Below are 12,182 nucleotides of genomic sequence, written 5' to 3' on the forward strand. Positions count from 1 at the left end.
ATGGTTTTAGACAAAAACACTGCAAAAAAGACAGCAGAGCTTCTCTTGCAAATTAATGCAATAAAATTGAAACCGGAAAATCCTTTTACATGGGCTTCTGGTTGGAAATCGCCAATATACTGCGATAATAGAATTTTACTTTCGTACCCCATCATCAGAAACTATATTCGAGATGAAATGGCAAAGCAAGTAGAACAACTATATGGCAAGCCAGATTGCATTGTTGGTGTGGCTACCGGGGCAATAGGTATCGGTGCACTCGTTGCAGATAAACTTAATCTACCATTTGTGTATGTTAGGCCAGAACCTAAATCTCATGGGCGTCAAAATCAAATAGAAGGTCATTTAGAAGCTCACCAAACGGTTGTTGTTATCGAAGATTTGATCAGTACCGGTAAGAGTAGTTTAAACGCTGTAGATGCTTTAAGAGCTATTGACGCAAATGTAAAAGGCATGCTTGCCATTTTCACCTATGGTTTTGAAACTGCCGCCAATAACTTTAAAGAAAAAAACACAGAGTTGCATACGTTAAGTAGTTATGAGTATTTAATTGAACAAGCTTCAGATACCGGCTACGTTAAAGACGAACAATTAGTAACATTAATGGAATGGAGGAAAGATCCTTCAAAATGGACAAATAAATAATTATGTTTATAGAAACACCAAAGTCACAAGTATCAAAAAGTACAGAAGATACTTTCAACTTTTTAAACGAACTCTCTAACTTTAGACAGTTAATGCCCGAAAACATTGACAAATTCGAAGTACTAAATGAGAATAGATTTCTTTTTGCCTTAAAAGGAATGCCAGAAATTGTTTTAGAAAAAAAAGAACAAACACCGCATAGCCAAATTATTCTAGGTGCTGCTAGCGAAAAATTACCTTTTACCTTAACGGCAAATATTTTAGAAATTGATAGCGATACTAGTGAAGTTGTTTTAAGTTTTACAGGTGAATTCAATGCTATGATGGCTATGATGATTAAAAAGCCTATCACCAATTTTATAAATACACTTTCTACAAACTTGGGTAAAGTTTAATAATTAAGTTGTATTTCTTTTAATCCAAACTCTTTAATATCTCCATTTGCTAATTGAACCATCAACAGACCGTTGATGGTTACACCCATAATTACACCTGAAATTATTGTATTATTAGGTAGCGTAAATGTGCATTTCTCTTCGTTTTTAAATAAAACAGTGTGATATTGTTCAAACAGTTCTTTTTCTAAGGCAGTAATTGGTCGATTTAGTTGTTGATGTAATTTTTCTATTAGAGCGTAAAAGACGGAATCTAAATTAAATTCTTTACCAACAATTTTTTTTAAAGAAGATGCATGCGGAGCATTTTTAAAGCTAGTTTGGTTAATATTGAGTCCAAAACCAATAATACTTCTTTTAATTTGTGAACCAGAAATAATATTTTCAATTAATATACCTCCAATTTTATGATTGCCTGACAGAATGTCGTTAGGCCATTTTATAGACAAATCAGGTATTTCTAACTCATTCAATGCTTCTATTATTGCCAAAGAAACCTGCATACTAACCAAAAACAATTTACCTATAGGAAGTTCAATATCTTTTTTTAATAAACTGATTGCCAGATTTTTATAAGGTTCTGACTCCCATTTAGCATTCAATTGACCTCTGCCAGATGTCTGATTTTGAGTGGTAATTATAGTAAAATCTACTACTTCTTTTTGCTGTATTAAATCTTTCAAATAAGTATTAGTAGACTCCGTGGCATCAAGTTTGATTATTTGCATTTACTGTTCTAATTGTGAATCTTTAATGTATTGTTAAAAACTAGTCCTAAAAGAACAAAAAAATAATAACTTTGTAAAAATTAAAATTTTTGAATGCAGGAAAGTAAAACTAGCCAAGACGAGTTAATTGCATTAATAATTCAGGGAATTGACGAAGTAAAAGGTCATAACATAAACCTACTAGACTTAAGAGAAATTGAAAATACCGTTTGCGATTATTTTATAGTTTGTAATGGTACGTCTAATACGCATGTAAATGCGATTGTAGGTTCAATCCAAAAAACAGTAAGTAAAGCTATTCAAGACAAACCTTGGCACGTAGAAGGCGAGGACAATGCCGAATGGGTACTAATGGACTATGTAAATGTTGTAGTTCATGTATTTCAAAAGCAAGTTCGAGAATACTACGACATTGAAGGTTTATGGGGAGATGCAAAATTCACAACAATAGAAAGTAGCGTAAATTAATAAAAAATTAAAATGGCAAAAGAAAATAAGACAAATCCGAATAAACCAAAATTTAGTTCTTGGTGGATTTACGGATTAGTAGCAGTATTACTTATCGGATTTCAATTATTCAATAGTGATGATTTAGCTAGCACAAACAAAACGACTACTTCAGAATTACAGCAATACCTTAGAAATGGTGATGTTAGAAAGATTTTGATCATCACAAACACCAATCAAGCAAAGGTTTTTCTTAAAGATGAAGCCATTGCCAAAGAGGTACATAAAGATGTTAATGAAAAATCGTTTCTTCCATCTTCAGGTAATTTACCTCAATATACTTTAGATTATGGTGATCTTCAAATATTTCAAAATGAAATTACCGACATCAAGAAAGAAAATAATCTTGATACTGTTGTTGAATTTGGAAAGGAGTCTACAGCCATTTTAGATTTCTTACTTTCCTTATTACCATTTGTATTGATCATTGGTATTTGGATTTATTTAATGCGAAGAATGTCTGGCGGCGGCGGCGGCGGCGCAGGAGGTCAAATCTTCAACATCGGTAAGTCTAAAGCTAAGTTATTCGATGAAAAGACCGATACAAGAACATCATTTAAAGATGTAGCAGGTTTAGAAGGTGCAAAAGAAGAAGTTGAAGAAATTGTAGATTTTTTAAGAAACCCAGATAAATATACCTCATTAGGTGGAAAAATACCTAAGGGTGCATTATTAGTAGGTCCTCCAGGTACAGGTAAAACACTTTTAGCAAAAGCCGTTGCCGGTGAAGCTAAAGTGCCATTCTTTTCTCTTTCAGGTTCAGATTTCGTTGAAATGTTCGTAGGTGTTGGTGCTTCTAGAGTACGTGACCTATTTAAACAGGCTAAAGACAAATCGCCAGCTATCATATTCATAGATGAAATTGATGCTATCGGTAGAGCAAGAGGTAAAAATAATTTCACTGGTTCTAACGACGAACGTGAAAATACATTGAACCAATTATTAACTGAAATGGATGGTTTCGGCACCAACACCAATGTTATCGTTTTGGCCGCAACCAACCGTGCAGATGTACTTGATAAGGCTTTAATGCGTGCAGGTAGATTTGATAGACAAATTTATGTTGATTTACCAGACATACGTGAGCGTAAAGAGATTTTCGAAGTACACCTTAGACCAATTAAAACATCTGAAACTTTAGATACTGAATTTTTAGCAAGACAAACTCCTGGTTTCTCTGGTGCAGATATTGCTAATGTTTGTAACGAGGCTGCCTTAATCGCAGCGAGAAAAGAGAAGAAAGCTGTTTCTAAACAAGATTTCTTAGATGCTGTTGATAGAATAGTTGGCGGGCTTGAAAAGAAAAATAAGATAGTTACACCTGGTGAAAAAGAAACTATTGCTTATCACGAAGCTGGCCACGCAACTACAAGTTGGATGCTAGAGCATGCTGCGCCTTTAGTGAAAGTTACTATCGTACCAAGAGGTCAGTCATTAGGTGCCGCATGGTATTTACCAGAAGAGCGTTTAATTGTAAGACCTGAACAAATGTTGGACGAAATGTGTGCAACAATGGGTGGTAGAGCTGCCGAGAAAGTGATATTCAATAAAATATCTACAGGTGCTCTAAGTGATTTAGAAAAAGTTACTAAACAAGCTAGAGCAATGGTAACTATTTACGGTCTTAACGATGAAATAGGTAACATTACCTATTATGATTCCTCTGGGCAAGATTCTTATGGTTTCTCAAAGCCTTACAGTGAAGATACCGCTAGAAAAATAGATGCTGAAATTTCTAAAATCATAGAAGAGCAATACCAAAGAGCAATTAAAGTGCTTACTGATAATAAGGACAAATTAACGACTTTGGCCGAAAGATTATTAGAGAAAGAGGTTATCTTTAAGGAAGATTTAGAAAAAATATTTGGAGTAAGAAATTTTGAAAAAGATATTTTAGCTCTAGAAAATAAAAAAAATCTTGAAAAGTTAAAAGAATCAGATTCTAAAACAGAAGAAGAGGAAATTACAGAGAATAAATAAAATTGCAGTACTTTAGATTAGCAATTATTTCAACAACGTAAATGGGGTTTTTAGATATTTTATTTGGTGGTGGCAAAAAGAAGGTTTCGAAAGAAACTGCGGAGACGCGAGGCGATCATATGCCAGATTTAAATATTCCTGTTGATGAAAAGTTTACCATTCATTTTAAACAGAATGGAGGTAAATTTATTTATTGCGATTCTGATATTGAAGTATCTAGGGCAATACAAAATATTGTCACTGAAAATAATTGGGAGAGTGAGCCTTTCTTTGTTCTCAATGAAAGGCTAGCCCAAAAATTTTCGAAAGAACCCATCACTTTTACAAATAAAGTACGCGAAAGTGAAGTGTTTTTTACAACTTGCGAGCATTTAATAGCACAAAATGGCAGTATTCTTGTCTGCTCAAATCAACTACACGAGAAAAAAGTAAATGAACTACCAAGTAACGTTGTAGTTTTTGCTACTACTAGCCAGCTGGTAGAATCTATTGGTGAAGGTTTAAAGACCATCAAAAAGAGATACGGCCAAAAAATTCCGGCCAATATAACAACCTTAAAACACTTTAAAGCTACCGCAGAGAACTCAGATGATTTTCTAACGTATGGTAGTAGTACTAAAAATCTTTATCTTTTACTTCTGGAAGATTTATAGTATGAAAGAAATTTTAAGAAGATCGCTTACTGGGGCTGTCTACATTATTTTATTATTGTCAGCAGTTTTTTTAAGCTCTGATGCATTCGATTTTTTATTTATGACCTTTGGTCTAGCCTGTCTTTATGAATATAAGAAGCTAGTTCGCCTAAAAGGGTACCATATTTTTGCTGCCTATTTAGCACTGTGGTGGGCATTTATTTATTTAGTAAAAGATCAGCAAATAATAAATATTTTAATGCTGATTACCATTGTGGTGGATATTTATCTTCTTTATAATCTTTTCAGCAAAAAACCATTGCAGTTCAATACACCCCTAAAGTTATTAGTGGGGTTGTTTTATATTGGCGGCGGATGTATTTTTTTAACCATGATACCTTACAAAAATGATGCTTTTGCAAAATTACTTATCATGGGTATTTTTATTCTTATTTGGGTGAATGATTCTTTTGCTTACCTGGTAGGTAAAAGTATTGGTAGAACTAAATTATTTCCTTCCGTTTCTCCCAAGAAAACTGTTGAAGGTACTTTAGGAGGTTTTATATTTGCATTAGCTGCGGCATATTTAATGGCTACTTTTGAATCACTAATTAGTCCAATTCAATGGATGATACTTGCAACTGTTATTGTAGTAGCAGGTAGTTTAGGTGATTTGATTGAATCTAAATTCAAAAGAACTGCAGGTGTTAAAGATAGTGGTGCTATCTTGCCGGGGCATGGCGGTATGCTAGATAGATTAGACAGTTTGGTATTTGCAGCACCGTTTGCTTATTTAACTTTAAATATATTCAGTTATGTTTCATAGGGAGGGACAAAAAATAATATTATTTTCATTTGTAATTATTGGCGCCAGTATTCTATTGGCCCATTTCTTTATTGATATCGCCTGGTTACGAATGGTAATTCAAATATTAGGCTTAATTATCTTAATTACTATTTTACAATTCTTTAGAAACCCTAAGAGAGTTGCATTAAAGGATTTCAATGAAATTTTAGCCCCAGTGGACGGTAAAGTTGTGGTTATTGAAGAAGTTTTTGAGAAAGAGTTCTTTAAGGATAAAAGAAGACAAGTATCTATTTTTATGTCTCCGGTAAACGTGCATGTTACCAGATATCCTGCAAGTGGTAGTATTACCTTTTCTAAATATCACCCAGGTAAATATCTCGTTGCTTGGCACCCTAAGTCAAGTGAAGAAAACGAAAGGACCACTGTGGTTATTAAAACGCCTAAATTTGGCGAAATTTTATACCGACAGATAGCTGGCGCTTTAGCTAGGCGCATTGTTAATTACGCAGAAAAAGGGGAAAGTGTACAACAGGGTGACGATGCAGGTTTTATTAAATTTGGATCTAGAGTAGACTTGTTCTTACCTTTAGATTGCCAAATTAATGTAAAATTGAACCAAAAGGTGATAGGTGCCGAAACATGCATAGCTACTTTTGTTGACCCAAATGAAAAAGACGAACTTACATATTGAATTTGAGGCTACCGTTGCTTTGGTAAATAATTTTACTGAACCTTTACCTGCCGATATTCTTTTAAAATTGTACGCTTACTATAAAATTGCGAACTCCAATTTTGATAATCCTGGTAGTAAAACTCCTTTAATAAATGCATTTAAGGCCAATGCTTTGTTTCAAGCTAAAAACATGAGTAAAAAGAAAGCAATGCAAGCTTATATTGAATTGGCGACCAAAGAACTTAAATAAGTACTGCTGCGCTAAACAATTTTATTCCTCGTTAATAAAGTATTACTTAAATATTCGATTTAAAAATCAGCATTCAAATTACACCATTCTAGGCATTGTTGCCGATATTAAGATTCTCTATCAACATTAATATAGGAAAATCTATTTAGTGATATAAATCTTCTAAGTCAGCATCGCAGAGTGAACAAAATAGTTCATCTAATTTCTCGCAAACATCATTAAAAAAACGTTCTCCTTTTTCTGCTGTAGCAAACTGCGGATCACCGATACCTGTATCGCTACTTACCTTCGACCATTGCCTTTCTGCCCACGCCCAACCTTCATTGAACGCTTCGATTTTAAATGTCTTTGCACTACCACTACCCCATTTATCTTTTGGTTGCACTAGATCTGGTCTTAGATAAAGCATTAGACTTGTTTCCATTTCATCGGCATGGTCTCCTTTTTCTTTAAAATACTTCGATTTATCTAGCATTGGCGGAAAAAAACAAAAGCTAATAAACATATCTGGAAATAATAAGCCCAACTCCCTAACTATTGGTTTGAAATTATTACCGCCATGACCATTAAAAAGCAGCAGCTTTTTAATGCCCTGCCTATTTAAAACAGTGACTAAATCTTTTAAAATTGCCAATTGGGTTGACGGATTAAGGTTCATATCTAAGTAGATATCACTCTGACCTGTATTTACGCCATAAGGTATTGTGGGAAGCATAATAATCTTTTTGCCCTTTTCCCATGAAATTTTAGCAGCAGATTCTACCATACTTTGTGCTTGGTAATTATCTGTGCCGTATGGTAAGTGATAGTTGTGCGCTTCAGTAGCGCCCCACGGCAATATTGCTAAATCTATTTGCTCATCTTTTAAATGTTCCCAGTTCGTTTCGGCAAGTACATAAGGTCTTATCATAGTATTAAAGATACTATTAAAGCATAAAAAAACCCTTGAAATCAATCAAGGGCTTCTATATATTTTAAATATGATTTATTCGAAATAGGTACTACAATACCTTTTTACCTGAAATAATATTGTAAAGAATAACAACAACTGCTATTACCAATAAAATATGTACTAAACTACCGGTTGCAAGTCCTGGAACAATACCTAACATTCCTAATAACCATATAATTATACAAATAACTGCTACTAACCATAATAGACTTCTCATAATGTGTTTTTTTAGATTGTTTATATGACAAAACTAAAAGAACTACACCTGTATCCTTAACTCAAATAAAATGAATACTAACTCTAAATTTTTATTTTAGTAATCATACAAACAAGTAAAACTACGTACCAACAATACTTTATATCAGCTTTTCTTTAAAAAATTCAATAGTACGTGACCATGCCAACTCTGCTGCAGGCTCATCATATCTAGGTGTAGAGGTATTATGAAAACCATGGTTTACCTCTGGGTAGAAATAGGCAACATTCTCTTTACCAAGTTCATTCAACGCCTTTTCATAAGCTGGCCATCCGGCGTTTACACGTTCATCTAAACCTGCATACTGCAACATCAAAGGTGCATTTATATTTTCTATCCCTTCTGTGGGCTGACCGCCATAAAAAGGTACAGCTGCTGCCAAATCTGGTACTTTTACTGCCATCATGTTAGAAATCCATCCTCCGAAACAAAATCCTACTACTCCTATTTTACCGTTACAATTTTCATGATTTTTTAAATATTCAAATGCTGCTATAAAATCTTCTAACATTTCATCTCTATCACGAGTTTTTTGCATCTCTCTACCTTCATCATCATTACCTGGATAACCACCTAACGGACTCAGGGCATCTGGTGCAATAGTTACAAAACCTGCCAAAGCTGCTCTTCTTGCGGTATCTTCTACATACGGATTCAATCCTCTATTTTCATGAACTACAACAATACCTGGTAATTTATCTTCTATAGATTTTGGCTTGGAAAGTAATGCCTTTATTTCTCCGCCACCTTTAGTAGAATCATAGGTAATAAAACCCGAATCTAAATCTGGATTGTTTTTATCTACCAAAAAAGTATTTTGATAATCGGGCATTAAAAAGCTCATTAATGAAGGCACTGTAAGACCACCAACTGCATAGACCGAAAGTTTCTGAACAAAGTCTCGGCGTTCTAATTTATTATGGGCGTAGTCGTCATACAGGTCAAATACCTCTTGTTTAATATCTTCTTTTTTAAGTGGTTTCATTTTCTTAGCTTTTTGTTCTTACTAAAACTACAAAAATCAATTGGTTGTATATCTGTTTTTAACAATAGAAAAGCCCTCATTTCTAATACTATAGAAATGAGGGCTTTATAATTATGTTACCGTATCTTATTCTAAACTAGCTAAACTTTTTTCTAAAGTTTCAATTTTAGCTTCAGCATCTGACAGTTTTTGACGTTCTATAGTAATTACCTTTTCGGGTGCATTGCTTACAAATCGCTCATTAGAAAGTTTCTTTTGAACAGAGATTAAGAAGCCTTTGGTATACTTTAACTCTTCTTTTATTTTAACAATTTCAGCTTCTACATCAATAGCACCTTCCATTGGCACAAAGTACTCGTTACTTTTTACACGAAAAGTTAGCGCGCCTTCTAGCTGCTCATTTAAATAACTGATTTCTGAGACATTGGTAAGTTTCGAAATAACAACATCCCAACGGTTACTTGCATCTTCAGAATTTAAAACCGATAATTCCAACGACTCCTTCATCGGAATATTCTTGTTTTTTCTGATGGTTCTAACTCCTGCAATAACCTCAGCGGCAAAATCGAATTGCGCTATAAGTTCTTCATCAATTTTACCTACTGTTGGCCATTTTGATATCACTAAAGCCTCGGTCTTGTCTCTTTTTGCAATATGCTGCCAAACTTCTTCTGTCAAAAATGGCATAAATGGGTGCAAAAGTTTCAAGTTCTGTTCAAATAATTGAATTACCTTGTCATAAGTTGCGCTATCTATAGGCTGCTGGTAAGCAGGTTTTATAATCTCTAGTAATGAAGAGCTATAATCGTCCCAAACCAATTTATAGATGGACATTAAAGCATCTGAAATACGGAATTTTTCGAAATGATCTTCTATCTCTAGCAAGGTCTTATTCAACTTAGACTCGTACCACTCTAAACCAAGCTTTGAAGCTTCTGGTTGTGGAATATCGGCAATTTCCCAACCTTGAACTAGTCTAAATCCGTTCCAGATTTTATTGGCAAAGTTTTTTCCTTGCTGACAAAGATCTTCATCGAACATTAAATCGTTTCCTGCAGCAGCAGACATGAGCATACCTACACGAACCCCATCGGCACCATAATCTTCGATTAACTTTAAAGCATCAGGCGAATTACCTAAGGACTTAGACATTTTTCTACGTTGCTTATCTCTAACCAATCCGGTGAAATAAACATTTTCAAAAGGCTTTTCTCCTCTAAACTCATACCCGGCAACTATCATTCTAGCTACCCAGAAAAATAAAATATCTGGCCCAGTTACTAAATCGTTCGTTGGGTAGTAATAGTTTATCTCTTCATTATCCGGCTCCATAATACCGCCAAATACACTCATTGGCCACAACCAAGATGAAAACCATGTATCTAAAACATCGGCATCTTGCCTCAAGTCACTTTCTTGTAAATCTGACTTACCTGATTTTTCTTTTGCAAGCTTTAAAGCATCTGCTACGTTTGCCGCTACTACAAAATCTTCTTGACCGTCACCGAAATAGAAAGCTGGTATTTGCTGTCCCCACCATAGTTGTCTTGAAATATTCCAATCACGAACATTCTCCATCCAATGACGGTATGTGTTTTCAAATTTCTTTGGATGCAATTTAATGTCACCAGTCTCCATCACCGCTTCTAAAGCCGGTTTTGCTAAATCTTCCATTTTCAGGAACCACTGATCGGACAATTTCGGTTCAATAACAGCCTTGGTTCTTTCTGAAGTACCTACTTTGTTAATATGAGTCTCTGTCTTAACCAGAACACCTAATTCTTCTAATTCTTTAGAGATTTCTTTTCTAACAACAAAACGATCTTTACCCTCATAATGCAATCCAAAACTATTTAAGCTCGCATCGTCATTGAAAATATCGATAGTTTCTAAATTATGCTTTTCGCCAAGAGCTTTATCATTGATATCGTGTGCAGGCGTCACTTTTAAACAACCTGTACCGAATTCAATATCTACATATTCATCTTCTATTATTGGTATTACTCTATTACAAATAGGAACAATTACCTTTTTACCTTTTAGATGCGTAAATCGTTCGTCATTCGGATTAATACATATAGCAGTATCACCCAAAATCGTTTCTGGTCTTGTGGTCGCAATGGTTACTTTTTCATTTGAACCCTCAATAGCATAAGATAGATAATATAACAAGCCTTGCTTTTCTTCATAAATCACCTCTTCATCTGACAGGGTTGTTTGAGCTTCTGGATCCCAATTCACCATTCTATACCCTCGGTAGATCAAGCCTTTGTTAAATAGATCCACAAAAACCTTGATAACGCTATCATAGCGTTCTTGATCCATAGTGAACGCGGTACGGTCCCAATCGCAAGAACATCCCAATTTTTTCAGCTGCTCGAGAATGATTCCACCGTATTCATTTGTCCAATCCCAAGCATGCTTTAAAAATTCATCTCTTGTAAGATCGTTTTTATTGATGCCTTGCTCTTTTAATTTAGCAACAACTTTTGCTTCAGTAGCAATAGAGGCATGATCTGTACCCGGCACCCAACATGCATTTTTGCCTAAAAGACGGGCTCGTCTGATCAATACATCTTGTATGGTATTGTTCAGCATGTGCCCCATATGTAATATGCCCGTCACGTTAGGCGGTGGTATTACAATACTATAAGGTTCTCTGTCATCTGGTACAGAATGAAAGTAACCGTTTTTCATCCAGTAATCATACCAATGCGATTCTGTGGACTGCGGATTATATTTTGAAGGAATTTCCATTTTTTGGAACAGTTTTTGAATAATAATAAAATGGGTTGTTAAAAATAAAGCTGAATTGACATTCTAACGGTCATTTCAGCTGAATTTTGCCCAAAGATAAATACGAAACAAAAATAAGTAACGTTAGAGTATAACAAAAGGATTTTGAGGTTGATCTGAAAAGATTTAATTTTGACTTCCACCCAAAATTAAAAATGATGAAAAAAATAGTACTTGTATTATTTATTGGCTTGCTAGGATTTAGCTTAACTGCTCAAGATACCGCAGCCAAAATCGAATTTAAATCTGAAACTGTAGATTACGGTGAAATCGCTAAAGGATCTCACGGAGTAAGAGTTTTTGAATTTACAAACACCGGTACTGCACCACTTATTATTAGCAAAGTAAGTTCTAGTTGTGGTTGTACAATTCCGAAAAAACCAGAAGACCCAATTTTACCAGGTAAAACAGGTGAGATTCAGGTAAAATATGATACCAATAGAGTTGGCCCTATTCGTAAAGCGATTACGGTAATATCTAATGCTGACACTCCGACTAAGGTTTTAAAAATCAAAGGAGAAGTTCAAGCTACTACCGGTACCAAATAAAAAACTTTTAAAAAAACGAAAAGCCCA

14 protein-coding genes are annotated in these 12,182 nt (G+C 34.6%); 9 read left to right on the plus strand and 5 right to left on the minus strand.

The annotated features are described in order from the left end of the window. Window positions 1-645 (plus strand): orotate phosphoribosyltransferase, encoded by a 645-nt coding sequence (pyrE, locus tag ACPF9A_RS04040; protein ID WP_424001885.1) that lies wholly within the window; start codon window positions 1-3, stop codon window positions 643-645. A 2-nt stretch (window positions 646-647) separates the two neighbouring features. Continuing rightward, window positions 648-1,040, plus strand: coding sequence for an SRPBCC family protein (locus ACPF9A_RS04045; RefSeq protein WP_424001887.1), 393 nt, complete (start codon window positions 648-650; stop codon window positions 1,038-1,040). On the opposite strand, the gene ACPF9A_RS04050 is transcribed toward ACPF9A_RS04045, so the two are convergent. Next, complete coding sequence (locus ACPF9A_RS04050; RefSeq protein ID WP_424001889.1) at window positions 1,037-1,768, minus strand: biotin--[acetyl-CoA-carboxylase] ligase; 732 nt, start codon at window positions 1,766-1,768, stop codon at window positions 1,037-1,039. The two genes, ACPF9A_RS04045 and ACPF9A_RS04050, sit on opposite strands and share 4 nt — an antisense overlap. Window positions 1,769-1,861: 93 nt before the next feature. Here ACPF9A_RS04050 and rsfS point away from each other — a divergent pair, with 93 nt between their 5' ends. The 6 genes from rsfS to ACPF9A_RS04080 are packed head-to-tail and all read left to right on the plus strand — an operon-like array spanning window position 1,862 to window position 6,618. Beyond that, window positions 1,862-2,236, plus strand: a complete 375-nt coding sequence (gene rsfS, locus ACPF9A_RS04055; protein ID WP_424001891.1) for a ribosome silencing factor — start codon at window positions 1,862-1,864, stop codon at window positions 2,234-2,236. A 12-nt stretch (window positions 2,237-2,248) separates the two neighbouring features. Then, window positions 2,249-4,255 carry an ATP-dependent zinc metalloprotease FtsH gene (gene ftsH / locus ACPF9A_RS04060; protein ID WP_424001893.1) on the plus strand — a complete coding sequence of 669 codons (2,007 nt, stop codon included), beginning with the start codon at window positions 2,249-2,251 and terminating at the stop codon, window positions 4,253-4,255. Between the two features lie 41 nt (window positions 4,256-4,296). After that, window positions 4,297-4,908 (plus strand): LUD domain-containing protein, encoded by a 612-nt coding sequence (locus ACPF9A_RS04065; RefSeq protein ID WP_424001895.1) that lies wholly within the window; start codon window positions 4,297-4,299, stop codon window positions 4,906-4,908. A gap of 1 nt (window position 4,909) precedes the next feature. After that, window positions 4,910-5,713, plus strand: coding sequence for a phosphatidate cytidylyltransferase (locus ACPF9A_RS04070; RefSeq protein ID WP_424001896.1), 804 nt, complete (start codon window positions 4,910-4,912; stop codon window positions 5,711-5,713). Further along, complete coding sequence (locus ACPF9A_RS04075; protein WP_424001898.1) at window positions 5,703-6,386, plus strand: phosphatidylserine decarboxylase family protein; 684 nt, start codon at window positions 5,703-5,705, stop codon at window positions 6,384-6,386. Before ACPF9A_RS04070 ends, ACPF9A_RS04075 begins: the two co-directional genes overlap by 11 nt. After that, the gene (locus ACPF9A_RS04080; protein ID WP_424001900.1) at window positions 6,361-6,618 is read left to right on the plus strand and encodes an acyl-CoA-binding protein; all 258 of its coding nucleotides are present in this window, start codon (window positions 6,361-6,363) and stop codon (window positions 6,616-6,618) included. Before ACPF9A_RS04075 ends, ACPF9A_RS04080 begins: the two co-directional genes overlap by 26 nt. Before the next feature lie 145 nt (window positions 6,619-6,763). Here the strand turns inward: ACPF9A_RS04080 and ACPF9A_RS04085 are convergent, their stop codons facing one another. The 4 genes from ACPF9A_RS04085 to ACPF9A_RS04100 form a co-directional block, all read right to left on the minus strand. Then, entirely contained in the window at window positions 6,764-7,528 is a 765-nt protein-coding gene (locus ACPF9A_RS04085) for a creatininase family protein (RefSeq protein WP_424001902.1), read from the minus strand. A gap of 91 nt (window positions 7,529-7,619) precedes the next feature. Continuing rightward, window positions 7,620-7,787, minus strand: a complete 168-nt coding sequence (locus tag ACPF9A_RS04090) for a lmo0937 family membrane protein (RefSeq protein WP_133674558.1) — start codon at window positions 7,785-7,787, stop codon at window positions 7,620-7,622. Window positions 7,788-7,926: 139 nt separating this feature from the next. Then, window positions 7,927-8,811, minus strand: coding sequence for a dienelactone hydrolase family protein (locus ACPF9A_RS04095; protein WP_424001905.1), 885 nt, complete (start codon window positions 8,809-8,811; stop codon window positions 7,927-7,929). A gap of 126 nt (window positions 8,812-8,937) precedes the next feature. After that, window positions 8,938-11,568: a valine--tRNA ligase gene (locus ACPF9A_RS04100; RefSeq protein WP_424001907.1), complete on the minus strand. Its 2,631-nt coding sequence runs from the start codon at window positions 11,566-11,568 to the stop codon at window positions 8,938-8,940. Window positions 11,569-11,762: 194 nt separating this feature from the next. On the opposite strand from ACPF9A_RS04100, the gene ACPF9A_RS04105 reads away from it, so the two are divergent. Further along, on the plus strand, window positions 11,763-12,155 hold the full coding sequence (locus ACPF9A_RS04105) for a DUF1573 domain-containing protein (protein ID WP_424001909.1): 393 nt from the start codon (window positions 11,763-11,765) through the stop codon (window positions 12,153-12,155). Window positions 12,156-12,182: the final 27 nt, after the last annotated feature.

It is taken from the genome of Maribacter sp. IgM3_T14_3 (assembly GCF_049603095.1).
Taxonomy (GTDB): Bacteria; Bacteroidota; Bacteroidia; order Flavobacteriales; family Flavobacteriaceae; genus Maribacter.

What these genes read in the sequence shown, in the direction of transcription:
- pyrE (WP_424001885.1), top strand. Translation starts at nt 1, where the DNA reads ATGGTTTTAGACAAAAACACTGCAAAAAAGACAGCAGAGCTTCTCTTG.
- ACPF9A_RS04045 (WP_424001887.1), top strand. Translation starts at nt 648, where the DNA reads ATGTTTATAGAAACACCAAAGTCACAAGTATCAAAAAGTACAGAAGAT.
- ACPF9A_RS04050 (WP_424001889.1), bottom strand. Translation starts at nt 1,768, where the DNA reads ATGCAAATAATCAAACTTGATGCCACGGAGTCTACTAATACTTATTTG.
- rsfS (WP_424001891.1), top strand. Translation starts at nt 1,862, where the DNA reads ATGCAGGAAAGTAAAACTAGCCAAGACGAGTTAATTGCATTAATAATT.
- ftsH (WP_424001893.1), top strand. Translation starts at nt 2,249, where the DNA reads ATGGCAAAAGAAAATAAGACAAATCCGAATAAACCAAAATTTAGTTCT.
- ACPF9A_RS04065 (WP_424001895.1), top strand. Translation starts at nt 4,297, where the DNA reads ATGGGGTTTTTAGATATTTTATTTGGTGGTGGCAAAAAGAAGGTTTCG.
- ACPF9A_RS04070 (WP_424001896.1), top strand. Translation starts at nt 4,910, where the DNA reads ATGAAAGAAATTTTAAGAAGATCGCTTACTGGGGCTGTCTACATTATT.
- ACPF9A_RS04075 (WP_424001898.1), top strand. Translation starts at nt 5,703, where the DNA reads ATGTTTCATAGGGAGGGACAAAAAATAATATTATTTTCATTTGTAATT.
- ACPF9A_RS04080 (WP_424001900.1), top strand. Translation starts at nt 6,361, where the DNA reads ATGAAAAAGACGAACTTACATATTGAATTTGAGGCTACCGTTGCTTTG.
- ACPF9A_RS04085 (WP_424001902.1), bottom strand. Translation starts at nt 7,528, where the DNA reads ATGATAAGACCTTATGTACTTGCCGAAACGAACTGGGAACATTTAAAA.
- ACPF9A_RS04090 (WP_133674558.1), bottom strand. Translation starts at nt 7,787, where the DNA reads ATGAGAAGTCTATTATGGTTAGTAGCAGTTATTTGTATAATTATATGG.
- ACPF9A_RS04095 (WP_424001905.1), bottom strand. Translation starts at nt 8,811, where the DNA reads ATGAAACCACTTAAAAAAGAAGATATTAAACAAGAGGTATTTGACCTG.
- ACPF9A_RS04100 (WP_424001907.1), bottom strand. Translation starts at nt 11,568, where the DNA reads ATGGAAATTCCTTCAAAATATAATCCGCAGTCCACAGAATCGCATTGG.
- ACPF9A_RS04105 (WP_424001909.1), top strand. Translation starts at nt 11,763, where the DNA reads ATGATGAAAAAAATAGTACTTGTATTATTTATTGGCTTGCTAGGATTT.